Annotated in this window: 19 protein-coding genes and 1 pseudogene; 12 read left to right on the plus strand and 8 right to left on the minus strand. The window is 54.9% G+C overall.

Going from position 1 to position 24,776, the window contains the following annotated elements:
* Positions 1–9 precede the first annotated feature (9 nt).
* The 4 genes from AC2FLA_RS14540 to AC2FLA_RS14555 all read left to right on the plus strand — a co-directional run bounded on the left by AC2FLA_RS14540 (position 10) and on the right by AC2FLA_RS14555 (position 4,195).
* Entirely contained in the window at positions 10–675 is a 666-nt protein-coding gene (locus AC2FLA_RS14540) for a TRAP transporter small permease (RefSeq protein WP_496723067.1), read from the plus strand.
* Positions 675–2,033 carry a TRAP transporter large permease gene (locus AC2FLA_RS14545; RefSeq protein WP_058276698.1) on the plus strand — a complete coding sequence of 453 codons (1,359 nt, stop codon included), beginning with the start codon at positions 675–677 and terminating at the stop codon, positions 2,031–2,033. The genes AC2FLA_RS14540 and AC2FLA_RS14545 overlap by 1 nt, the downstream gene beginning before the upstream one ends.
* 11 nt (positions 2,034–2,044) lie before the next feature.
* Positions 2,045–2,824: an IclR family transcriptional regulator gene (locus AC2FLA_RS14550; protein WP_496723069.1), complete on the plus strand. Its 780-nt coding sequence runs from the start codon at positions 2,045–2,047 to the stop codon at positions 2,822–2,824.
* A gap of 765 nt (positions 2,825–3,589) precedes the next feature.
* Complete coding sequence (locus AC2FLA_RS14555; protein WP_496723070.1) at positions 3,590–4,195, plus strand: YrbL family protein; 606 nt, start codon at positions 3,590–3,592, stop codon at positions 4,193–4,195.
* A gap of 119 nt (positions 4,196–4,314) precedes the next feature.
* Here AC2FLA_RS14555 and AC2FLA_RS14560 read toward each other — a convergent pair whose 3' ends face one another.
* A complete protein-coding gene (locus tag AC2FLA_RS14560; protein ID WP_496723072.1) occupies positions 4,315–4,980 on the minus strand; it encodes a YrbL family protein in 666 nt (221 codons plus the stop codon).
* Positions 4,981–6,316: 1,336 nt separating this feature from the next.
* Between AC2FLA_RS14560 and AC2FLA_RS14565 the strand changes: the two genes are divergently transcribed.
* Genes AC2FLA_RS14565 through AC2FLA_RS14580 form a run of 4 tightly spaced genes read left to right on the plus strand, consistent with a single transcriptional unit; the run spans position 6,317 to position 12,000 of the window.
* The gene (locus tag AC2FLA_RS14565; RefSeq protein WP_496723074.1) at positions 6,317–7,921 is read left to right on the plus strand and encodes a GMC family oxidoreductase; all 1,605 of its coding nucleotides are present in this window, start codon (positions 6,317–6,319) and stop codon (positions 7,919–7,921) included.
* Between the two features lie 53 nt (positions 7,922–7,974).
* Complete coding sequence (gene xsc / locus AC2FLA_RS14570) at positions 7,975–9,756, plus strand: sulfoacetaldehyde acetyltransferase (protein ID WP_496723076.1); 1,782 nt, start codon at positions 7,975–7,977, stop codon at positions 9,754–9,756.
* Between the two features lie 59 nt (positions 9,757–9,815).
* Complete coding sequence (locus AC2FLA_RS14575) at positions 9,816–10,121, plus strand: hypothetical protein (RefSeq protein ID WP_496723078.1); 306 nt, start codon at positions 9,816–9,818, stop codon at positions 10,119–10,121.
* Between the two features lie 16 nt (positions 10,122–10,137).
* Positions 10,138–12,000, plus strand: coding sequence for an SLC13 family permease (locus AC2FLA_RS14580; RefSeq protein WP_496723080.1), 1,863 nt, complete (start codon positions 10,138–10,140; stop codon positions 11,998–12,000).
* 20 nt (positions 12,001–12,020) lie between these two features.
* On the opposite strand, the gene AC2FLA_RS14585 is transcribed toward AC2FLA_RS14580, so the two are convergent.
* Positions 12,021–13,241 carry an ROK family protein gene (locus AC2FLA_RS14585; RefSeq protein ID WP_496723082.1) on the minus strand — a complete coding sequence of 407 codons (1,221 nt, stop codon included), beginning with the start codon at positions 13,239–13,241 and terminating at the stop codon, positions 12,021–12,023.
* Between the two features lie 329 nt (positions 13,242–13,570).
* Between AC2FLA_RS14585 and betC the strand changes: the two genes are divergently transcribed.
* On the plus strand, positions 13,571–15,115 hold the full coding sequence (gene betC, locus AC2FLA_RS14590) for a choline-sulfatase (RefSeq protein ID WP_496723084.1): 1,545 nt from the start codon (positions 13,571–13,573) through the stop codon (positions 15,113–15,115).
* Positions 15,116–15,168: 53 nt separating this feature from the next.
* On the opposite strand, the gene AC2FLA_RS14595 is transcribed toward betC, so the two are convergent.
* Positions 15,169–16,101: an AEC family transporter gene (locus tag AC2FLA_RS14595; protein ID WP_496723086.1), complete on the minus strand. Its 933-nt coding sequence runs from the start codon at positions 16,099–16,101 to the stop codon at positions 15,169–15,171.
* Positions 16,102–16,193: 92 nt separating this feature from the next.
* Complete coding sequence (locus AC2FLA_RS14600) at positions 16,194–17,171, minus strand: Bug family tripartite tricarboxylate transporter substrate binding protein (RefSeq protein WP_496723087.1); 978 nt, start codon at positions 17,169–17,171, stop codon at positions 16,194–16,196.
* Positions 17,172–17,367: 196 nt separating this feature from the next.
* On the opposite strand from AC2FLA_RS14600, the gene AC2FLA_RS14605 reads away from it, so the two are divergent.
* From AC2FLA_RS14605 to AC2FLA_RS14615, 3 genes are read left to right on the plus strand one after another with little or no spacing between them, the layout of a single operon-like run.
* A complete protein-coding gene (locus AC2FLA_RS14605) occupies positions 17,368–17,901 on the plus strand; it encodes a tripartite tricarboxylate transporter TctB family protein (RefSeq protein WP_496723222.1) in 534 nt (177 codons plus the stop codon).
* A 16-nt stretch (positions 17,902–17,917) separates the two neighbouring features.
* Positions 17,918–19,423 (plus strand): tripartite tricarboxylate transporter permease, encoded by a 1,506-nt coding sequence (locus AC2FLA_RS14610; protein WP_496723089.1) that lies wholly within the window; start codon positions 17,918–17,920, stop codon positions 19,421–19,423.
* A 3-nt stretch (positions 19,424–19,426) separates the two neighbouring features.
* Complete coding sequence (locus tag AC2FLA_RS14615) at positions 19,427–21,235, plus strand: metallophosphoesterase family protein (protein WP_496723091.1); 1,809 nt, start codon at positions 19,427–19,429, stop codon at positions 21,233–21,235.
* A gap of 61 nt (positions 21,236–21,296) precedes the next feature.
* Here AC2FLA_RS14615 and AC2FLA_RS14620 read toward each other — a convergent pair.
* The 4 genes and pseudogenes from AC2FLA_RS14620 to ugpE all read right to left on the minus strand — a co-directional run.
* Positions 21,297–21,585 (minus strand): annotated as a pseudogene (locus tag AC2FLA_RS14620) (IS30 family transposase); the annotation flags it as partial.
* Positions 21,586–21,932: 347 nt separating this feature from the next.
* Positions 21,933–22,877, minus strand: a complete 945-nt coding sequence (locus AC2FLA_RS14625) for a glycerophosphodiester phosphodiesterase family protein (protein WP_496723093.1) — start codon at positions 22,875–22,877, stop codon at positions 21,933–21,935.
* Positions 22,877–23,932 carry a sn-glycerol-3-phosphate ABC transporter ATP-binding protein UgpC gene (gene ugpC, locus AC2FLA_RS14630; protein ID WP_496723095.1) on the minus strand — a complete coding sequence of 352 codons (1,056 nt, stop codon included), beginning with the start codon at positions 23,930–23,932 and terminating at the stop codon, positions 22,877–22,879. The genes AC2FLA_RS14625 and ugpC overlap by 1 nt, the downstream gene beginning before the upstream one ends.
* A gap of 3 nt (positions 23,933–23,935) precedes the next feature.
* Entirely contained in the window at positions 23,936–24,772 is an 837-nt protein-coding gene (gene ugpE, locus AC2FLA_RS14635) for a sn-glycerol-3-phosphate ABC transporter permease UgpE (RefSeq protein ID WP_058274572.1), read from the minus strand.
* Positions 24,773–24,776 lie beyond the last annotated feature (4 nt).

Raw genomic sequence — 24,776 nt, forward strand, 5'->3', positions numbered from 1 at the left:
ACGGGGTTCATGTCTTTATGGGCAGATATCGGGGCAATATTTAGCGCCTTGCTCAGCCGTGATTCATTCGAGATTCAATCCGCATTGGAATCTGACGCTGCCTGGGTTGTAGGCACAATTTTCGCCGCTCTTGGTGGCCTTCTGGTGATGCAGATCTATCGCAAAGTGCCCTTTGTTGAACGCCACTTTGAACGGTCGGTCATGGTCTATTCCTACCTCGCCATTGCGCTGATCATATTCTGGGGTGTGATCGACCGCTTTGTCTTCAACGATCAGGAGCCCTGGTCCACCACCATTCCTCCGCTTCTGTTCATGATAATGGCCTGGTTTGGTGCGTCCTATAATGTCCGCTTGCGCACCCATCTTAGCTTCAGCGAGTTTCGCACCGCGATGCCGCGCGGCGGTCAACTGGCGTGTTTGTTTTTGGATGCCATTTTGTGGTTCATCTTTGCAGTAATCGTCATCGTGACCACAACACGCCTCGTTGCGCTGTCAGCCTCGAACTTTCAGATCGTGCTTGGGACAGACAACATCATGCAATGGTGGTTTCTGTTGGCCGCGCCTGTGTCCTTCTTTTTGATGGTCGGTCGCGTGTTTCAAAACCTTGCTGACGATCTGCACAATTGGAAAACCGGAGAGCCGCTGATCAAGCAGGCCGTGATAGGGGCAGACTGATGACAGACGGAACTTTAGTTACACTTATTTCGCTGGGCGTGACGTTTCTGTTCATGTTGGGCGTGCCGGTGCTGCTGGTCATCGGATACTGGGTGATCGGATGCTCATTCGTTCTGGGTCTGACACTCGACAATATGGGTGCAGAGCTGCTGAACGTGTTTAACAAAGGCTTCGCACTTTTGGCGATGCCGCTGTTCATCCTGACCGGCGACCTGATCAACAAGTCGGGGATCGCGCGGCGGCTGAGTGATTTTGCCTATTCCTGTTTAGGCTGGATACGCGGCGGGCTGGCTATGGCATCCCTTGGGGCATGTGGATTGTTTGCGGCGATTTCCGGATCGAACTCCGCAACGACAGCAACCATCGGATCAATGCTGCACCCTGAGATGGTTAAAGGCGGCTATGACGAACGCTTTAGCGCGGCCACGGCGGCGGCGGGCGGTACGGTTGGGATCATCATCCCTCCGTCGATCATCTTCATCGTCTACGGGTTTCTGATGAACCTGCCCATTTCCGAGCTGTTCGTCGCCGGTATCATACCTGGTGCGCTTATGGTCTTTGGCATGCAATTTGCGTGCTGGATCATCTGTCGGATCAATGGGTGGGGGCACCTGATTCCGCTGCAACTGAACCGGATTCTCAAAACGGCATTTGGTGCGTGGCTCGGCTTTTTCGCCATCGGCCTCGTGCTATGGGGCATCTATACAGGCAAGTTCTCACCGACCGAGGCGGCGGGTGTAACCGTTGGTTTCTGTGTCATCGCGGGCTTGGTCAGCTATCCGATCAACCGGATCATGGGCGCGCGGGATAATATTTCGCCCACAGACAAAAGCTTTGCCGAAATGCTGGTTGTCGAAGGATTCACGATCCCTGAGATCCCCTCGATCGTGATCCGCTCGGCTCAGATCACGGGTATCCTTGCGCCGCTGATTGCGATCTCGGTGGTCATGCAGCAAATTCTGTCGCTGCTTGGAGCACAACAAACGATCGGAGATTTCGTGACCTCAATGGGTGGGTATTACGCGGTTCTATTCACATCGATGGTCATTGTCTTCTTCTCAGGCATGGTGCTGGAAAGTCTGCCGGTCACGATTATCCTTGCGCCGATCCTCGCGCCAATTGCTGCGTCGGTAGGGGTCGATCCGATCCACTTCTCGGTGATCTTCCTTGTGGGTGCGTCGATTGGGTTCATCACGCCGCCTTATGGCCTGAACCTCTATGTTGCGTCCGGTGTGACAGGCGTGCCTTACTTCCGGCTGCTGCGCTACACTGTGCCGTACCTTGTGGCTTTGCTGTCTGTGTGGATTTTGGTCTCTTTGGTGCCTGATCTGGCCTTGATCTTGTTGCCAAACAACTAGAGTTTAGCGGGATGGCAAACGCAGACACGCGAGACAGAGAATCCCAAATCCCGACGAATCTGCGGTTGCTGGTTATTCTTGAAGAGGTTGCAAAGCGCGGGGTCGCAGTCAAACCGTCAGACCTGATTGAAGCATTGGGTCTGGCGAAGCCGACAATCCATCGCCTGCTTCAAACGGCTGAGGCCGAAGGGTTCCTTCAACGTGATCTGGATGGGCGGTCTTACGGTCCCGGGCCACGTTTGCGGCAGCTTTCGGTAAACACGGTCTCGTCGGAGCACCTTCGGACAGCCCGCCTTGCGATCCTTCGGGGCATCGCCGATGAAATTGGCGAGACCTGCAACCTCGCTATCCCGGATCGGGAAGGAATGATATATCTGGACCGGGTAGAAACGAAATGGCCCCTGAGGATTCAATTGCCGATTGGCACTCAGGTTCCGTTTCATTGTACGGCCAGCGGCAAGATGTACCTGTCCACGCTTCGTGAGAACACGTTGGACGGGTTTCTGTCCGCTCGTAAGCTGAACGCGAACACAAAGAAAACTCTAACTGACCCTGAAACTCTGCGAGCCGAAGTCATCAATGTTGCGCGAAAAGGATATTCGACAGACGACGAGGAGTTTATGCCGGGAATGGCTGCCGTAGCTGTTCCTGTACCAGATAAAAACAACAGGCTAGTGGCCACTCTGTCAGTTCACGCTCCAACCCAACGCCACGACTTGGAAAGTTTAATGCAGTTTGTTAAATTGCTGCAGGTCGGAGCCAACAAAATTTCGGGATTGCTCGTATCATAAATACGTCTTGAAAGACGTTATCACTTAGAGAACCATCAACAACATTCTGGATTGCCCCGCCAGTGACAGTACCTGCGTCAAGATCAGACGTGAGCATGCCTTCATGTCAGTAAAAAATGCTCTTTCGCCGCGTCGAATTTCAAAACCATCGCCTTTGGCTTTAACGTGAGGCTGAAGAGTCAGAAGAACTTTTGATGTTTATGGCGCACGGGCTGCGGGATAATTGTGTCCGCTCGATAAACCTGACCAGTCGCGCTTGATAGCCAGATCCTAAGTGTCTGCCATCGATAGTGGATACCATGAGGCATGCTATGAGCAAGCGGAAGACGTGGTTAAAGGCCACTGCTGTGCCGCGTGAAGCACATGCAAGATAATTCGGCGATGGCGACCTCCGCATAGATTACGAAGCATGAGTTGCCCCTAGAGTTGTAGACGCTTTGCCGCCGATTTGTGAGGCAACCGTCAAACGGCTTTGCTGCGAAAACCAAGACCAGGTTCGCTCGAATTTGACAGACTCCCTTGAAGCCTTCAACTACGTCCGCCGTTTGAAGACACTGAGTGGTCTCAAGGCAAACAAATACATCCGCAAATTCTGGACTTAAGAGCCGTACCGATTCACTATCGATACGGTCCGCAAGATGCCGGTGCTAAATGTCTGGTTTCAGCATCTGGTTGTCCTCAAACATGAAAAGGACTATTTGGAGACCTTGGTTTGAGAGGATGGCTGTAGTCGGTGATCTTCTTTATTAGGATCGGCAAAACAACATGATAGACTTAAGTAAAATTCGGCCATTGCGAAGAAGCCGTAACTACGAAATTTATCAACATCCGTTTAATGAGCGCGCGCTGTTGAAGGTCAGGGTAGATGAACCGGTGCGCAACCACGTAATTCCTCGTTATGCCGAGAGACGCTATGGCAACCTCCGTCAGTGGAACCGGGAAGCAAACGAATACTTAGCCGCGTTGACACGAGGCTGCCCCGAGATTGAACGCCTTGCGGATTTTATGGGGTATGCTGCAACATCTCAAGGACCAGCACTGGTGGTCGAAAAGATGACCGGTCCTGATGGTGATTTGGCGCCAACGCTGGAATCGGAAAGGGCCGCGTTGGGCGATGACTTGTCAGAGCGCAAACAGCTGCACGGTGAATTCATGGAACTCATGGACGACCTTGAACGTGGCCGGATTATCGTGGGCGACCTGGGTTTTGAAAACATTGTACGGGCGCAAGAGCGCAATGGAAAACTGGTCGTTATCGATGGCTTGGGCGAAAGAGTGTTGTTTCCGCTGACGCTGGTTTCTGATTTAGCATTCCGCAAATCCATCGAGCGCCGCCGGACGCGCATGGGCCAAGCATTTGGTCTGGGCTGATAGAACCCGGTCTATGGCAATCAAATGGCGTCGACTTGGCTTCGCTTCATAAGCCACCAGCCGAATAGGCGTCTTCCTAGCCGGACCAAACAAGGACCTGTTGAATCCAATCAACCGGGCTAGTCAGACGATTGGCCCTTTGCGGCGTCTATCAAGTCAAAGAACTTCTTTCGAACTTGGCCGAGCTTGCGGTCATTGTAACTGCGAACCCATCTTCGCAGAGGGATGACTTGTTTAGACCCAAAGCTGTCAATCCAAACCCATCGCCCGGATCCGTCGGGCCATGTTTGATAGACAAGATTGCCAGTGTTCTTGTTGCTTATGACGACACGTTCTTCTGACAATTGGTCGAAGTGTTTATTGAGATCGCTCAAATGCTGAGGGGTGAGGCGACTTTCGGCAATCAACTGACCCAGACTTGGGGAAAGCTGTCCATCCGGATCAGAAATGCGTTCATAGACCAACGCCAGACCCTTGTCTGTCGGTGCGGTGCCAAACACCCTGCAGACGGGCATCACGTCCGGGCTATCCTGATGGCGAACCATCAGAAAAAAGGCTTCGTCAAACTCACGCATGAAACCCTTAAAAGCGGTAGCTCTGCGAAACAGTCGGTCATACCACTTGTCGGTTACAAGCCTCGAACCTGCATCCATCGTGTGAGGTTGCGGAACCTTTAACAGCAACCCCTTGTCAAATGGGTGTTCATATACGAATTGCCTGTTTCCCTTCGCGATAACAGGGCTGTTTGCTAGTTCAAGCAGAGTGGGATTTTGGTGGCAATTCATATTTTCTGTTTAAGTTGATTCCGGACCAGCGCAAGTTGTTTTTTGACCATTGATATTGTTACGTTAAACGCCGGAGACAATTGCAATCATGATGCTTGGAATTCAAGCTGCTCAGGGACGGGTACCATCTTGAATGTTGCCGTGAGCCAATGGGGTCGCCGCAGTAAACGCCTAGACTAATCCCCTGCGCATAAGAACCTGTGACCAAACAAAAACAGGGAGAAGATTGATGAAACTGATTGCTGGCCCAGCTCTGGCCTTACTTTTCTCAACAACCTCGGTGCTATCCGTCGTCAGGGTTATTGGAACCAAATGAAGCTTACCCTTAGCGAGCGTCGGGCTTATCTGGTTAGTCTGATCACGCGGAGTGTTTACAGTGATGCAAGTGCCGCACTTCGAGCGTCTATAGGTTTTCCTTTCTCTTTGTTTCAGAATGGTTTTGTCGTTCCCAAAATAGACATTAACGGGATAGATGCCTCAGAGGCGAAAAAGGTCCCAATGGGTCTTAGCTACGCTATCCATCGTTCCGGTCGTCGTGCCCAGATTTGGAATTAGGTTGCATCGCAGAATTCATCGCCCATCAGCTACAAGCGTCTCCGATACCCTCCGCCAATCATTATCACGCAGTGTGGGTTTGCGTTCGCTTCAGTTTGAGCCTGCGTGAAGTTGAGGACATGCAACTGCAACGTGGGATCGACGCATCCTACGAAACTACCCGGCGCTAGGCGATCAACCTCGGATCGCAGAATGCTGGCAACTTTCGACAGCGAAAGGGCAGCCGGCGATGCCTGGCATGTCGATGAAGTTGTCGTCAAATATCAGGTCAGAAATGTTGGCTTTGACGCGCGATTGATCAACATGGCGTCGCTCTGCCTTAACCATCTGACAACACCGCCTCGAGGCAATCTTTGGCGGGCGCGAAGTCAATGTAATCACACCCTTCGATCTGGTGTGAATCTCTTTTGTCAACTCGACAAAGGAATGCCGCTGTTGGCTGGAAGATCAAGCCACAAGAGGCGCGCTGAAATTAGATTAAATTACAGATAGTAATAAAGATAACTGACCCAAAATTGAGGGGATACCAAAGGTGAGAGATCATAAAAAGTGTATAAATATAAGATGATAAGGCCGAGCATAGATATGTTGAGTGCAAGGAAGCAGATATTTGAGAAAATTATTGATTCTGAGACTCCAATTAAAGTACAACAGTAATTAATAACTAACTGCGGTGATTCCAGTTTGGACGTAAGTGCATTTCTTCGCTCACCGGGACATGTGCAGCGAGAATGGTGCGCCTATTGGCGCCGTGCCGCAAACTTGGGCGAGGTTTCATTTTATGTCGTATGACTTCATCGTTGTCGGGGCGGGTTCCGCAGGCTGTGTTCTGGCCAACCGATTGTCAGAGAACCCGAAAAACAGAGTGTTGCTGCTCGAGGCGGGTGGCAAGGACATCAACCCATGGATTCATATCCCGGTTGGGTACTTCAAAACGCTGCACAACCCCAACACAGACTGGTGCTATAAATCCGAACCTGACGAAGGACTGAACGGCCGTTCCTTGGATTGGCCGCGGGGCAAGACACTTGGGGGATCAAGTTCAATCAACGGGCTGCTTTATGTTCGCGGGCAAAAGCAGGACTACGACCATTGGGCCCAATGGGGCAACAAGGGCTGGGGCTGGGACGAAGTTCTGCCGTTGTTCAAGCGGTCCGAGCAGCATGAGGATGGTGAAACTGATCTGCACGGCGCCAGTGGCGGTTTGTCGGTGTCGCGCATTCGCGCCAAAAGTGACATTGCCGAGGCGTTTATTGGTGCCGCCAATGAAATGGGCGTCCCCCGCACCGAAGACTATAATGGTCAGGATCAGGAGGGCGCGGGGTATTTTCATCAGACTGCGCGAGGCGGCTTTAGATGTTCGAGCGCGCGTGCCTTTCTGAATCCGGCGAAATCACGCAGCAACCTGACCATCATAACCCATGCGCTGACCGAGGGGCTGACCTTTGACGCAGAGGATCCCAAGCGGGTCGATGGCGTCAGCTATAGCATCAAGGGGCGCCCGCAGCACGCTCAGCTCAAACCCGGCGGAGAGGTGGTATTGAGCGCTGGCGCGATAGGTTCGCCGCAATTACTTGAGCTTTCGGGGATCGGTCGTGGTGAGTTTCTGACCCGAGCTGGCGTGGATGTGCGCCACGAGTTGCCGGGCGTTGGCGAGGCATTGCAGGATCACCTGCAAATTCGTCTGGTTTACGAAGTCAATGTGCCGACACTGAATGACGCCATCAACCGGCTGATCCCGCGCATTGGGATCGGTATAAACTATATGTTCCGCCGTAAAGGACCGATGAGCCTGGGCGCAAGCCAGGTGGCGGTGTTCGCAAAGTCGATGGCGGGGCTTGAAACCCCCGATATCCAGTTCCATTTCCAGCCGCTGAGCGCGGACAAGCCTGGGATCGAGATGCACCCGTTTTCGGGTATTACCTCATCTGTTTGCCAACTCAGGCCGGAAAGCCGTGGCCATATCCATATCACCAGCCCCAACGCGACCGATTATCCGAAGATCGTGCCCAACTACTTATCGGCCCCTGCGGATGAGCTGTGCGCGATCCGGGCTGTGAAATTTGCACGGGCGATGACGAAAACGGATGCGTTGCGGCCCTTTGTCGTGCGCGAACATGTCCCCAACAACAACCCGCAGACCGACGAAGAGCTGCTGGATACCGCGCGCAATATCAGCCAGACGATCTATCACCCCACCAGCACTTGCCGCATGGGCAATGATCCACAGGCCGTGGTTGACGACCGGTTGCGTGTGCACGGGATACGCGGGCTTCGGGTGGCGGACGCCTCGATCATGCCCGCGATCGTCAGCGGCAATACCAACGCTCCGGCCATCATGATCGGTGAAAAAGCCAGTGACATGATCCTTGAGGATCACAGGTGATACCGGACACCCGCGTTTAAGACTGACTTAAACTCTCAACAGGGAACAGTGCCATGAAAATGACGACTGAAGAAGCTTTTATCAAAGTTCTGCAGATGCATGGGATCGAACATGGGTTCGGGATTATCGGGTCAGCCATGATGCCCATCTCAGATCTGTTTCCGGCGGCGGGGATAAAGTTCTGGGACTGCGCGCATGAGGTTAACGCCGGGATGAGCGCCGATGGCTACACCCGCACCACAGGCAAGATGTCCATGGCTATCGCCCAGAATGGTCCGGGTATCACCAGCTTGGTTACGCCAATCATGACCGCCTACTGGAACCATACGCCTCTGTTGCTGGTCACGCCCCAGGCGGCCAACAAAACCATCGGACAGGGCGGGTTTCAGGAAATGCCGCAGATGAACTTGTTCAAGGATGCCGTCTGCTATCAGGAGGAGGTCCGCGATCCAACCCGGATCGCCGAGGTTCTGAACCGGGTTATCCTGAAAGCGTTCCGCGGCTCGGCTCCGGCGCAGATCAACATTCCGCGCGACTACTGGACGCAAGTCATCGACATCGAACTGCCACAGGTGGTCCGGATCGAACATCCGCGCGGTGATGCTGACGCGATCAGCGCGGCTGCGGACCTTCTTAGCAACGCCAAACACCCTGTCATCCTGAACGGTGCGGGCGTGATCTTGTCTGGTGGCGTTGATGCCAGCGCACGTTTGGCCGAGCGTCTTTCGGCGCCAGTTTGTTGCAACTATCAGCACAACGACGCTTTCCCCGGCTCGCATCCGCTGTCCTGCGGCCCGCTGGGTTACAATGGCTCTAAGGCCGGGATGGAGATGATCTCGAAAGCGGATGTGGTTTTATGCCTCGGCACACGGCTTAACCCGTTTTCGTCGCTGCCTGCCTATCAGAGCGAATACTGGCCCAACGACGCCAAGATCATTCAGGTCGATATCAATGCAGACCGGATAGGTCTGACCAAAAAGGTTGCAGTGGGCATTCAGAGTGACGCGCGCATGGTCGCCGAACAGATTCTTGACCAATTGGGCGAACACGCAGGCGATGCTGGTCGCAAGGAACGTAAAGACGCGATTGCCGTTGCAAAATCCACCTGGGCGCAGCAACTGGCGTCAATGGATCACGAGGAAGATGATCCGGGCATTACCTGGAATGAACGCGCCCGCGCCCGCGACCCCGAGCGGATGAGCCCCCGTATGGCATGGCGCGCGATACAGGCGGCGATGCCCGATGATGCGATCATCAGCTCGGATATTGGCAACAATTGCGCCATTGGCAACGCCTATCCGACCTTCGAAAAAGGGCGCAAGTATCTGGCACCGGGCCTGTTTGGACCGTGCGGTTATGGTTTGCCCTCGATATTGGGTGCAAAGATCGGCAACCCCGATACGCCGGTCATCGGCTTTGCGGGTGACGGTGCATTCGGCATCTCGATGAACGAAATGACTGCCTGTGGTCGCGACGACTGGCCGCCAATTACCATGGTGATCTTCCGCAACTATCAGTGGGGTGCGGAAAAGCGGAATACGACGCTTTGGTTTGACGACAACTTTGTCGGCACCGAACTGAACCTGGACGTGAACTATGCCAAGATCGCCGAATGTTGCGGACTGAAGGGCGTGCAGGTCACTTCGATGGACGATCTAACCGAGGCGCTGCGCACAGCCGTCAAAGAGCAGATGAACGACAACGTGACCACTTTCATCGAGGTCGTTCTGAACCAGGAATTGGGCGAGCCATTCCGCCGCGACGCGATGAAAAAACCCGTCTCGGTGGCTGGCATCAACAAGGATGATCTTATTCCCCAGCAGCCTCGGCTGTGACCACTCACTAGAGCAGGGCGGCCATGCGCCGCCCTGTCCCTGACCGACTGGGATAGACCATGTCTTTGATTGATCAGATCTGTGAAATATCACGCGCCGCAAAGGTCGGGCTTGTCCGTTTCATGCTCGTCCGTTGCGCGGGCAAAATCCGTGCGGAAACCGGCAGGGCGATTGGCGAGGGGATTGAGATTTACAACCCGCGTGTCTCACTAGAACTGAACGCATATGCCGAGGATTACTGTGCCCTGCACCAGCTTCCAGGTGTTTATGCGGCCGCCGCGCGTGCGGTGATGGAAGCGGGGCGGAGCGTGTCAGTCAGCTCTGCTACGGGTGGGCCCGGGCTCAATATCACGTATGGAAAATAAAAAAATGAGGTGAGGCATGGACGCGCTGGGGCTTTCATTTGAGATGGTCGTCGTATTGTTGCTGCTGGTGGCGACGATCGGGCTATTTATTTCCGAAATTGTCCGCGTCGATATCGCGGCAGTGCTGGTCATGGTCACCTTAGGGTTGCTGACGGCAGTGCCGGGGCTTGAAAACCTGATTGATGTGCGCAGCCTGTTTGACGGCTTCGCCAGTAACGCAGTGATTTCCATCATCGCAGTCATGATTATCGGCGCGGGGCTGGACCGAACGGGCGTGATGTCGACTGTCGCAGCCTGGATCACGCGGGTCGGAGGTGGGACCGAGAACCGATTGATCCTGATGATCTCGGGTGCGGTTGGAGTAATATCCAGCTTTATGCAGAATGTTGGCGCGGCGGCTCTGTTTTTGCCGGTGGTCAGTCGCATCTCAACCCGCACCGGGTTTCCGATGTCGCGGCTGCTGATGCCAATGGGGTTCTGTGCCATTCTGGGTGGAACAATGACCATGGTGGGCTCGTCCCCCCTGATCCTGCTGAACGATTTGATCCAGTCGATCAACGACACCCTGCCGGCTGATGCGCAAATCACCACCTTTTCACTGTTTTCGGTAACCCCGATCGGCCTGAGTCTTTTGGCGACCGGGTTGATGTATTTCATCATTTTTGGCCGGTTCGTTCTGCCGAGCACCAATTCAACAGACGGGCCAGCGGGCAACTCAATGCTGGATTATGTCAATGGCACCTACGGGCTGGATGGCCAGATCCACGAGATACGCATCCCCGAAGGCAGCACACTTGTGGGCCACAGTATCGACGAGGTCCAGCGCAAGTATCACCTGCAAATCATTGCCACTCACTATCAGGGGCGCACTTATCCTGCTCCGCCGCGTGACACTGAATTGGTCGCCCCCGCCACAATCGCCGTGATCGCAGCGGAAGAGGCCGTAACCGCGTTTCTGGATGAATACGGTCTGACCGAAAGTTCGGAGCTGGATGAATTTGTCGAAACGCTGGGTGCTGGAAAGGCAGGTATCGCCGAGGTGGTGATCCCGCCCGGTTCTGGTCTGATTGGTCAAACGGGCAGGGGGTTGTGGCTGAGAAAAGTCTATGGCCTGTCACCTCTGGCGATCTACCGCGGTGGCGATACATTGTCGCGAGACCAGGAAGATCTGGGCGAGATTCCGTATCAGGCCGGCGATACATTGGTTTGCCACACCGCTTGGGAAGCACTGGCGCGGCTTGAGAAAGACCGCGATTTCGTTGTGGTCACCACCGATTTCCCCCATGAGGATCTGCGCCCAAAAAAGATCGGCTGGGCCTTGTTGTTCTTTGTTATTGCGGTGTCGCTGATCCTGTTTTCCGATTTGCGTCTCTCGCTGTGCCTTCTGGTTGGCGCGATGGGCATGGTCGTCAGCCGTGTCTTGTCGATGGATGAGGCCTATAACGCCGTCAGTTGGACAACTGTTTTTCTGTTAGCCAGTCTCATTCCACTAGGGCAGGCGGTGCAATCCTCGGGGACGGCAGCCTGGATCGCTGACCAGGTTCTGGTGGTTCTGGACGGGATGCCAGTCTGGGTCATTCAGGCCAGCGTGGCGGCGCTTGCGACCTTTTTCACGCTGGTGATGTCAAATGTCGGTGCCACGGTCCTGCTGGTGCCATTGGCCGTCAATATTGCGCTGGGCGCCGGGGCTGATCCGGCAATTTTTGCGCTGACTGTGGCGATTGCCACGTCAAATTCGTTCCTGATCCCGACCCATCAGGTCAATGCGCTTTTGATGGGGCCGGGCGGTTACCGTGTCGTTGACTTTGTACGCGCTGGCGGCGTCATGACGATCCTGTTCCTGATCGTTTCGATCGCCGCGCTGAACCTGTTTTTCTGAGGTTCAGGCCGGTTGGTTGCTTACAGGGCATGCGTAAATGAACCGATCAGGCTTCCTGAATAGAGGAAGTTCTGCAGTGCTACGCTGACGGCGGCCTCTTCCGAGGTTATTGAACTTTGCATGATGATGTCGCGGGCATTGGGTCGTCCGACTTTTTCGAGCCCGTCAACAAGGCCCTGATAGTAATCAGCCTGACGCCCCACTTCACCGGCGACGATGACACTTTCGGGATCAAAAAGAGAGAGGATTGCATCAACGCCAAAGGACAGCTGTGTGCCGGCATCGCGAAAGCGGGCGCGAACATTCGGGTCACCGGCGTTCGCTGCTTCTATCGCTTTTGCCAAGCGCGTCGCAACACGTTCTGAAGGTGCAAACTCGGACCCGAGCGCGTTCAGGATGGCTTTCCCAGATGCGGCAACCTCCATACAACCGGTACGGCCGCATGTGCAAAGTTTGTCCGAATGCGATGTCGAATAGTGCGACAGATCCCCAAACCCGCGATCCGAGGTGGTCAGGAATCTACCGTCAAAATAAGCGCTGTTGCCCAGGCCAAGGGCTGCGTTTATCAGATAGACGCTATTTAAGTCTTGCCCCCCAAGAAGTTCACCGCACAGGATTGCACTTGCGCGATGTTCCACCTGCACTGGCAAATTCAGCGACTGCGAAAGCGTGTCACGCACGGGGACGTCTTTCCAGCCCAAAGGTTCTGAACTGACGAGGCCGTTACCCGAGCTGCTGTCGGGACCTGCTGACATGGCAAAAGAAACCCCGACACCCAAAAGGCGATCGCGTTCCATCGCTTCGTCAAAGGCCAGCGTCTTGGCCCGGTTTCCAAGTTCGGCAAGAAAGGCCAGCGGGTCATCTATGGGTATGTCGCTGCAATCCGCTGCCCGCAAAACTTCGCCATCAGCGTTTGCCAGGCTTACACTGCGTCGGTTGGCGGTCAGCGAAATGCCCAGAAAAAAGGCCCCTGTGGGATTGATCGACAGGTTGTATTCCCTTCGGCCCACTCGGCCGGGTACGGCGATGGGATCTCCTTCTCTGACCAGCTTGGCGTCGATCAGTTCGCGCGTTATTCGGGAAATTGCAGCGCCAGTCAGGCCGGTTAGACCTGCGAGTGTACCACGCGTCACTGGCCCGCTGCGGGCAATGAGGCTGACCAACCATTCCCTGTTATGTCGCCGCAAGGCCGCTGTACCCTTTTCGGGCTGACCGTGTTCTTGGGGCTTGCCATCCTGCACAGCCGCTCTCCTACAATTCACTTCTTGAAATGTATTCTAACCGCGTTATAATTAATTAAAGACGGTAATTAAATATTGACTGAACGTAAGCGCAAAGATAATCTGTATCGTAAGATTGACCTTTGGTGGCAATGACTTGAGGCGGCACAAGCGTCATTCTTGGCGGGGAACACAGCGAGTTACCCAACTGTTGTTTCGAATTTATTGCTGCCCGCGTACTTAATGTCCGCGAATAGTGCCGGCGTGACCCGGTGCAATTCCCGGCGATATACCTCCCACGTATTGGGTTGGGGCGAACTTCGGGACTGGAAGCTGAACGAGGCAAGACAATGGCGACTGAACAACCGAATATTTTATTTATCCAGGCGGATCAGATGGCCGGACCGGCCATGCCTTTTCAGGGAAACAAAACCGTAAAGGCCCCGAATATGGCGCGTCTGGCCGAAGAGGGTGTTGTTTTCGAGAACTTTTATTGCAACTTGCCCATGTGCGGACCTTCGCGTGCATCGATGCATGCGGGACGATTGCCGTTTAATATCCGCATGTATGACAATGCCAGCGAGTTCCAGTCATCGATTCCCACATTTGCGCATTACTTGCGGTCACTGGGCTATCATGTCGAGATGAGCGGTAAGATGCATTTTGTCGGCGCCGATCAGTTTCATGGCTATGAAAAACGGCACACGACCGAGATCTACCCTGCAAACTTTGCCTGGACAGTCGACTGGACAAAGGGGCGCGAGTATCGCCCGACTAACCTGACCATGGCACCGATCCTTGAAAGCGGCCCAGCGATCCGGACCATGCAGATGGATTACGATGACGAGGTCGCTTATAACGGCGTGCAGGCGATTTACGATTTGGCACGCAAGGGTGACGGTAAGCCCTGGTATCTGACTGTTTCCTTTACGGAACCGCATTCTCCTTACGTCATCTCTCAGGATTATTGGGACCGTTACGACCACGATGAGATCGAATATCCGGCGGTCGATGAGATTCCGTTGGATGAGAAAGATCACCTCAGCCGGAACCTTCATTATTGTCAGGGCCGCCACGAATTCACGGTGACCCCGGAAAACCGTCGGATCGCGCGACATGGCTATTACGGTATGATTTCATATGTCGACGACAAGGTGGCTCAGCTGCGCGAAACGATTGAGAAATGTGGGCTGGCTGACAACACAATCATCATCCTGACCGCCGATCACGGCGACATGATGGGTGAGCGTGGCATGTGGTTCAAACAGCATTTCTTTGAGTGGGCCGCAAAGATACCTTTCGTTGTTCATGCACCCAACCGTTTCAAGCCGGGGCATATAAAGCAGAATGCCTCGCTGATCGATTTGATGCCCACATTGCTGGATCTGGCTGCAGGAAAGCCGTTCGATGATTATGCAGGTGGCGGTATCGACGGTGAATCGCTGGTGCCTGCGCTGAACGGCGATACCTCCGGGATGGATGACATCTGTATCTCGGAATTTGCTGCCGATGGGTCGACCGGTGTCAGTCGTATGGTGAAGAAAGGGCCGCTGAAATACATGTATCTCGAAGGTGTGGACGAGCTGCTTTATGATATCGATGCCGACCCCAATGAGTTGAACAATCTGATCGACGATCCTGCCCATGCCGAAGCCCTGGCCGAGCTGCGTGAAATCGCAATGCGCAACTGGGACCCAGAGGCACTGTCCAAGGAAATCGCACTGGATCAGCAGCGCCGTCTGATGATTCATCGCGCCACCGGAGGCAGTCCGACCTGGGTCAACATCGTTCGGGCCGACGATGACAACCGTTACATCCGAAACGCGGGAGCCGCCGATACCAAGGCCAAGGCGCGGCTTCCTTATGTTCCTCCGGCAAAGCCTGATCTGGTCTGATCCTGGTTCGGCTTTGTGTCTGCGGCCCGTTTGCGCGGGCCGCTTTTTTGTCCTCAGGCAGCAGTGGCAAGCCAGATCCAGAATGGTAGCGTTGCGACCGCCGCCACTGTTTGCCACAGCAGGGCTGCGGAATAGGTTCTGATGTCCCCGCCAAACTGCAACGCCAGCACAAGGCCGTTAGGCGCAGTTGGCAGGGCAGCAAAGATCAGGGCAACTAACAAGTGCTGCGGTTCCAACGCCACCATCCACCCCAATGCAAGAACCAACATTGGCAGTGCGAGCAGCTTGGCTACATTAGCGGCCACAACAAAGCGCATCTGCCCTTGCATTCGCAGCCCGTCCAACGATGCCCCGATCCCCACCAGCATTGCTGGGGGTCCGATCTGGGCGATGATGGTTAGTAGCTCGGCCGGGGCTGCCGGAAGGTCTACGCGGAATAAAAGGCACCCCAGCCCTGCGGTGCAGGCGATGACCAACGGATTGAACGCGGTCATGCGCGCGATGGTTGGGACCGAGGAATGCGGCGGCCGATGGCAGATCACAACCATCAGAACATTGGCGAAATTGATCAGAGGTACGGTTGCGATAATGATCGTTCCCACCGCCGCATCCGCGGATACTCCGACCAGCGAGGTAGTGAGCAGCACCCCTGCGGGCACGTTCAGACGGGTAGCCGTCTGCACCATGCTGCTATAGGCATCGGTATGTTGGCGCAGAGCGGAAATGCCCAAATAAGCCAGGGCAAGCGCCGTGAACAGGATTAGATAGGCAGCAAACAGAACCAAGCCCAGCTTGAGCGATAGGGCGGCCAGCGTTCCAGCCCCGACAAGCAGGGCGAAGATGGTCAACGGCAACAGTACCAGATAACTTATCTGGTTCAGCCAGCGCCAGAAAACCTGCGATCGTGGGATGGCCCGGCGCAGCAGGTAGCCAGCGATCAGATAGCCCCACAACGGCAAAATTGCCTGAATGATTGTGGCTGTCATTCTGCGCACCCCCGAGTGAAAACTCTACGAGAAAAAAGGCCCCCCGGCTTAACCGAGAGGCCCATTTTGTCTTCATCGGTTACCGGGTGGCGTTAGCGCACAACCATCCCCAACTTATCCGCCACTTCGCGGAATTTGTTATACTGGGCTTCGACAAAGATCTTGGTGTCATCGGGAGACATGACCTGCGGGATTGAGCCCAGCTTTTCTGTGGATGCGATCCAGCTTTCATCAGTGGACAGGTTTTCCAGAACAGCGATCCACTTGTCCGCAGCTTCCTGCGGCATGTCTTTCGGACCCCAGACGCCAGACCAGCCTATCACCGCTTCAAGCGCCGGGTGACCGGCCTCTGCAGCGGTCGGCGTGTCGGGCAGAGATGGTACGCGTTCGGTCGTGCTGGTCAGCAGGGGGCGAAGCTGACCACTTTCGATCGGACCGATCAGACCTGAGAGGTTGTGGAAGATGAAGTCGGCATTTCCGCTGACAACACCTGTGGTTGCTGCACCGCCCCCTTTGAAGGGCACGTGGATCAACGCTTCGGGATCGACGCCCAGATCATCCAGCAGGATCAAAACAGCCATGTGCAGCAATGTTCCGACGCCAGCGGAGGAATAGGTCAGACGTTCACCGCTTTGTATCGCGTTGGCCAGATCTTCGAAGGACTGGTATTCGGAATCCGCGCCAACTGCGATCACAAAGGGGTTGGTTTCCACTAGCCCCAAAAAGGTGAACTCGTCCCACGTGTAGGGAATGGTGGTGTTCATGGCGGGCACCGTAGCCTGCGAGCCAACGCGTGACATCAACAGGGTGTGCCCATCAGGGTTTCCCTTGGCCACCATGGTTGAGCCGGTGACGCCACCGGCGCCGGCCTGGTTTACCACAAGTACATTGCCGCCCAGGTATTCCGGGGCCTCGGCGCCGATGATGCGGGCCGCCAGATCAGCTGCGCCGCCTGGGCCGTATGGAACAACCAGCGTGACGGGCTTGGATGGATACTCCGCCACCGCCGCAGATGCGGTAAGCGCCACAGCGAATCCGGCGGCTGCAGCTATTTTATTGAAAAAAACCATAAGGTTACCTCCCTTAACTAGGTTTGTTTGGACGTGTTTTTTTTATTGCCCTTATCAAAACCATATGTTATTTACTTACCGTTGGCAACTATTTAGTGAAGCGCATCCTACCGTCGGAGGGTTTGGGTGAGGTGCGGTTCTGGATGTCAACGCGGAGGCGAAAGTCAAAGGTGGTGTGTCTTTGCGGACTGTGCAGATGATGGCCATCCAGGGAGGAAACGAAATGCAATTCACCAAAAGCAAAGACCTTTTGGCCGGGGTCATTTTTTGCGCGGTGGGGCTTGCGGCGATATTCTTGTTTATTCCAAAAGGCGTTGCGGTGCCGGGAAGCGTGAAGATATCGGCGTTGTCTCCGGATTTCTGGCCAAAAATAATCGCCTGGGGAGCAGTGCTCGCATCAGTGGCCCTGATTTTGGAAAGCATTTTTCTGCAACAGCCCCCGGCTGATGATGAGGAAGATGCCGAGGCAGCGGCCCAATACAAGTTGGCCACTCTCCCGGCGGTATTGCGCACACTTGTTTTGATTGTCGTCCTGTTCGGCTTTTATTTCAGCCTGACAACCCTTGGCATGGTGGTGACGTCGGTGTTTCTGATTGCCGCGATGATGCTGTTTTTTGGCGAACGCAAATACGTGATGATCGCCTGTCTGAGCGTCGGGGTGCCGGTGTTGCTGTATTTGTTCTTTCGCTATGTCGCCAACGTTCCAATTCCGCTTGGCATGTTTGGGTGAAAAGGAGTCGTAACCTATGGATATTATTCTCGAAGCCTTTTCGATTTTCTTCAGCCTTCAAAACATTCTTGTCGTAGGCATCGGTGTTGCGATTGGGACGGTGATTGGTGCAATCCCCGGAATGACCACGCCAATGGGCGTGGCGCTGGCGCTGCCATTTACGTTCAGCATGCCTCCGGTGGCGGGCATCTTGCTGTTGCTGGGTGTTTACAAAGGCGGCCTTTACGGTGGCTCTCTGACCGCGATCCTGATCAAGACGCCAGGGACACCGGCGGCATCCTGTACCGTTTTGGATGGCTATCCGCTGACACAGAAAGGGCAAGCGCGTAAGGCACTGGACATCGCCCTGTACTCGTCCTGTGTGGCGGATCTGATCTCGAACATTGCGCTGATCCTGTTTGCTGGCGTTCTGGCCAGCTTCGCGCTGCGGTTTGGTCCGCCAGAATTCTTCACGCTGATTGTCTTTTCTCTGACAATCATCGCCGGTGTATCAGGTCCCAGCCTGTCAAAAGGCATCGTATCCGCGTCGCTTGGCCTGATCTTGGCGACTGTCGGTCTGGATTTAATCTACGGCACGGAACGTTTCGTCTTTGGCGATTATCGTCTGATGAGCGGCCTGAGCTTTATTCCGGTTCTGATCGGTCTTTTTGCCTTGCCCGAAATCATCGACCGCGCGACGCGACGTGCGCGTCCGCCCGGAGCGTCCAAGCAGGAATTGGGCACCGGCGCGACCTTTGCCGAGTTCAAGCGTGTGCTGAAATCCGTTGTGCGCGGCAGTATCTTTGGTGTCATCCTGGGCGCAATTCCCGGGATCGGGGGTGCGCCAGCAGCGTTCCTGTCCTATTCCGAGGCGCGCCGGAACTCGAAGAACCCGGAAAACTTCGGTAAGGGCGAAATCGAGGGCATTGCCGCCGCTGAAGCGGGCAACAACGGGGTTGCCGGTGCAACCATGATCCCGTTGCTTGCGCTAGGTGTTCCGGGCGATGTGATTACGGCGGTTATTCTGGGTGCGTTCATGATCCACGGCTTGCGCCCTGGTCCGCTGATGTTCGACCAGAACCTGCCGATGATTTACGCCTTGTTCATGGGCATCCTGCTCAGCTCGGCCTACCTGTTTGTGGTCGGCAAGGTGGCGATCAAGTTCTTCAGCCGGGTCGCTACGGTGCCGAACAGAATCCTGTACCCCATCGTTTTCGTATTGTGTGTCTACGGCGCCTATGCGGTGAACAACACATTGTTTGATGTTTTCATCATGTTGTCGATGGGGCTGGTCGGGTATCTGATGCTTAAGCTGGATGTTCCAGTGGCGCCCTTCCTTATTGCCTTTGTGTTGGGGCCGTTGCTTGAAGACAACTTCCGACAATCGCTTTTGATCTCTGATGGTGATCCGACGATCTTCTTCCGTAATGCGATCTGTATTGTCTTCTGGGGGCTGACTGCACTGTCGGTGTTTGTTCTGATCCGCAGTCGGATCGAGGCGGCACGCACTGGTAAGGCGTCAGTCTTGACCACAGGCGGCTGAGTGATGGCCATTCCACAAAAAACACATCATGGCGAGCGGGTTTTTTCGTTCGCCGTGATCTCAGATACACATGTCAATGTCGAAGAAGACAGCTGCAATTCACCCTTCCCTGTAAACGCGCGCGCAAATCGCAGGTTCCGGCACGTGGTGTCCGACCTCAACCAGCGTGACATCGACTTTGTTCTGCATCTGGGGGACCTGGTGCACCCGGTTCCCGAAGCCGGATCGATATACAGTCAGGCCGCCGAGGCATTTCGCAGGATAGCTTCGGACCTTTCGGTGCCGATCTATTTCACACCGGGAAACCACGATATCGGGGATACACCCGTATCAGGTGCCCCTGCCGCCCCGACCACGCCGCCGATGATCGCGGCCTGGACGCAGGAGTTCGGGCCGCAATACCAAAGCATTGTCCATAAGGGCATCACATTTGTGATGTTTAATGCCCAATTGCTCAATTCGGGCCTGCCCGAGGAAGCAGAGCAGCGCCAATGGGTTGAGACCACGTTGAAACAGGCAACTGGGCGCATTGTCTTGGCCTATCATCATCCGGCCTATATCTGCACGCCAGATGAGGCTCCGCATTACGACAACACAGATCCTCCGGGCCGTGAGTGGCTGCTTGGATTGCTCAAGACACACAAAGTGGATCTGATGTTCTGCGGGCATGCCCACAACTTCTGGTATGACCGCGTTTTGGGGACTGACTATTACCTTGCCCCGTCAACCAGTTTCGTGCGGCAGGACTACAGCGAAATGCTGCGCGCCGCGCCGCCGGAAGATACCGAGTTTGGCCGGGATGACCGGGGAAAGCTTGGCTATTTCATCGTCAACATCTACGAAAATGGGCATACGGTTCAGATCGTCAGAACGCAGGGGGCAGAGCGGGGGGCCGAACAAGAGGCTGCACAGGCGTGTCCGGCAGGGCCAACCCCATTGGAAAACACGCGTCCACTCATCGGTTTCGACCTGCGGGCCAACTGGGCTGAAATCAGCGAAATCCCCCCGTCCGGCGGGTTGGATGAGTTCGACCGAAAACTGGCCCGTAATGACTATCCGCTGCTGGCCCTGATTGAGATGGGTATCCGCGATATCAGAATACCCCTGTCCGACATCCGGCGACCGGATCGCGTCGACAGGCTGAGGGCGCTGCACGGTTTGGGTATCCGCCCGACTTTATTCAGCTTTGGTGCCCCGACGGAGGCCGATGTTGGGTTGATCCAATCGTTGTATGGGGTCCTTACAGGCTGGGAGATCACCATCGACTGGGATAAGTTTGAAGACTGTCTACCCGCCATTTCGGTTGCGCAGGCGTTCACAGGGCTGCCGATCTATCTTTCCCGGATGAGGTCCAAAGACGATCTGGTAGCTGGATCAGTGTACTACCATGTGATCAATCACGGTTTTTCCGCATCTGATATCGGTATGCTGGACACATTGGCAGACTATCGGGACAAGGGAATATCGGGTGCTGTTTTCCGGCTTGGTTCTGATCAGGATGTGCCGCCGGGCTTGGCCGAGATCAATGCGGTCACATCGGCACGCGGTCTGCAGGCCTCGGTACATTTCAAATGCGGGGCCGCGAACCCGGCCGAACCTGCGACGGACCGGAAAAATCTGCTTGGACGTATCGAACAAGTGTTGGCGTTTTCTGAACGGTCCTCATCGACAAGGGTGTATTGCGATACGCTTGCGGATGTGGATCGCGGTTACTTCGCAAGAGTTGGCGCAATTGATCCCTGTGGCAATCCGACAGATGTATCTCGTCGCATTGCCGCCCACCACCAGATGCGGCCGCGTTCGGAACAATGACGGGTCAGTTGAGAAGCATTTGAGCTGTGAACGATACCTGAACCGCGGCTCCTATTGACGTTTAGGGCCGGGGGGCTTGGTCCACTTCCTCAATCATCCTTTCGTCGAAGACCTCGGCCGATGTTTTCCATCCGAGGGATTCGCGAGGAGTCGCGTTGAGGTGATCGCGGATCATTTTCAATTCATGATCTGACCGCTTGGATGTCGCGCTTCCCGGACAACCATCTTCGGACGCGTCGGTTGGTGTTCTCCACAAAGCCTTTTTGCCACGGTGAGGAGAGATCCCGGAACCAAGTTTGCGTTCCGATCTCCCCAGCGGGCAGGGTGGCCGGGTCTACAAACAGCGTGCCAAGGCCCGGGATAAATTCCGGCAAGGAAAGCACGTCGCTCACTTGCACATAAGGATCACCGGCGGGCGCATTCATAAGAGCATTTTCGTCATGCGCAGCGGCAAGCGTTGTGGTGGCGAACAACAGTCCGATTGCAGACACAGAGATTTTAGTCATGGGCTTGTCCTTTCCATAGTTCACATCCGGTGCGTCACAATTGGCACCTGTGTTATTGGATGCGCTGCGCGCGAAAAGGTTCCCAAGTATTTTCGATGGGTTTTTGATGGCCGGCCGCGTTGCGGTCAGCTGCGCGGAGTATTCCGGCGACCAGGATCGTATTTACGACGTTCATGCTTGGACTAGCTTTGCTAGTGGATGGCACTCCACCTCATTCCGAAATCCGACAGATGCCTTTGAACCCGTCCGGGATAGTCAGACACGATTGCGTCCACGCCCAGATCAATCATCTTGTCGATGTCTTCGTGTTCATTGACTGTCCACACTGCGACGCACAGGCCCAGCATCTTGGCAAGAGCCACGTTTTCAGCAGTCACATCCGCAAAATACGGACACCAAAGCGCACCGCCCGCTTCTTTGACCAACTTCGGAATTTCATCGCGACGACCGCGAAAGTCCGGACAAACTGCTTTTGATGAGTCTTCGCCCACATCGTCCGCGTTATCTGGAAGCTGCGTCAGGTACGAAGACGGCATATCGGGGGCCTGTCGCTGACATTCTTCTAAGAGAGTCCAGTCAAAACTGTGCAGAACCGCACGCGACGACATATCCTTGGCGCGAACGTCTTGAAGAACCCGGCCGACGAAGTTCTGTCTGTAAACCGCATCATGGGCCAAATCAGGATCAGACTTTAGTTCGAGCATCAGGCAGGCATCGCGGTATTTTGGGTCATCGACCAGTTCCAGCAGGTTCATCAGCGTTGGAACACGAACACCGTCCATTTGGGCCTGGTCTGGAAAACGACGACCATAGGCCGAATGCCCATCCAACCGTCCGATGTCGAATTGCTGCATCTGTTCGACGGTCAACGAGGAAACCTTTGGTTCTTCTCCCACCAAAAATCGACCATCGGCGTCTCGAAATGTCGGTGCGTGCAGTCGGTGGTTATGGGTTATGACCGGAACGCTATCTGCGGTCAGAACGACATCAAATTCCAGGAGCGGGACGCCGATGGACAGCGAAAAGTCAAAGCCAATCATACTGTTTTCTGGTAAAACGCCGCGTGCTCCCCGATGCCCCACAACCCGGATCAGGTTTTCACCGCCACGAAAGGCTTCAACCTGTGGAAACGTCATCAGTTTTGCAACCTTTCACCGGTTGAATGGTCAAACAGGTGCATATTTTCTGAGGCGATCGAAAACCGCATGTTCGGATGCTGGCCTTCGATTGGGTGGACACCTGGAAGGCTTATCGTAATCGCGTTGCCAGAGCCTTTGAGCTGACCGTGCAAAAGTGTGTTTGCACCCAACGGTTCCGCAATCTGAATCGTAGCTTCCAGCGGACCGTTTTCATCCAACAACAGATGCTCTGGCCGTATCCCCAACTTTACTGCGATATCAGGCCCCTGAGATGCGCCAACCTCAATTTCTCCGATCTTGACCGTCCCGTTTTCACGGCGGGCATCAAACACGTTCATCGCAGGGCTGCCAATAAACTGCGCTGAGAACAGAGTTCTGGGAGTTTCGTAAACTTCCAGTGGCGTTCCAATCTGCTCGGCGATACCGCCATTCATCACGATCATCCTGTCCGCCATCGTCATGGCCTCGACCTGGTCGTGCGTAACGTACAGGGAGGTGACTCCAAGCTTTTCCTGGAGTTCACGGATTTCCAGGCGCATCTGAACACGCAGTTTAGCATCGAGGTTCGAGAGTGGCTCATCAAACAGGAAGACTGCTGGTTCGCGGACAATGGCACGGCCCATGGCCACCCTTTGGCGTTGACCGCCCGACAGTTGTCTGGGCTTACGATCCAGCAAAGGTTCCAACTGCAATAGCTTGGCCGCGGCAGTCACCTTTTGATCGATCTGATCTTTGGGAAGTCCGGCAATCTTCAGGCCGTAACCCATGTTCTGACGCACGGACATGTGCGGGTAGAGCGCATAGTTCTGGAACACCATCGCGATGTCCCGATCCATAGGCTCTTTGTCGTTGGCCCGTTCCTCGCCGATCCGGATTTCCCCGGACGTAACCGTTTCCAGCCCTGCCACCATTCGCAGTAGCGTGGATTTACCGCAGCCCGAGGGGCCGACGATCACGATGAACTCTCCGTCTGCGATATTGACATCAATACCGTGGATCACATCCGTCGGGCCAAAACTCTTTTTGACGTTCTCTAGGGTTACTGTTGCCATTTCTTATTTCTCGCTATCGACAAGGCCGCGGACAAAGAGCTTTTGCATCGACACCACAACGATGACCGGTGGGATCATTGCCAGAATTGAGGTCGCCATGATTGTGGGCCAATGCGCAAAATCATCACCCGACGGGAACATCTGCTTGATGCCCATCACGATGGTGTTCATTTCAGGATCTGTAGTTATCAGCAGCGGCCACAGGTATTGGTTCCAGCCGTAGATGAACAAGATCACAAACAGCGCCGCGATATTGGTCCGGCTCATGGGCACCACGATGTCGATGAAGAACCGCATCGGTCGCGCGCCATCCACGCGGGCAGCTTCGGCCAGTTCATCAGGGATCGTCAGGAAGAACTGACGGAACAGAAATGTCGCCGTTGCTGAGGCAATCAACGGAAAGATCAGACCGTAATAACTGTTGAGCATGCCAAACCCGGCCACAACCTCGAAGGTTGGAACAATCCGCACCTCGACCGGCAGCATCAGGGTCAGGAAGATCAGCCAGAAAAACGTCGTACGGCCGGGAAACTTGAAGTAGACAATCGCAAAAGCGGACAGCAGCGAGATGATGATTTTGCCCACCGCGATGCCAATTGCCATCACCAGGCTGTTGAACAGCATCGTTGCAACGGGCACGTTTACACCCGAGAACAGCGCCGCTTTGTAGTTCACCCAGAACTGATCACCCGGCACCACGGGCATTGGCGGAGAAACGATATCGGCCTGGGTCACGGTCGAGGCTACAAAGGCCAACCAGATCGGGAAAAAGATGATCAAAACGCCTAGGATCATGAAGGCGTGGGTGAACCAGATGCCTACGCCGCGTTTTTCGACCATTCCG

This window comes from Ruegeria sp. CDSA033 (assembly GCF_059612305.1).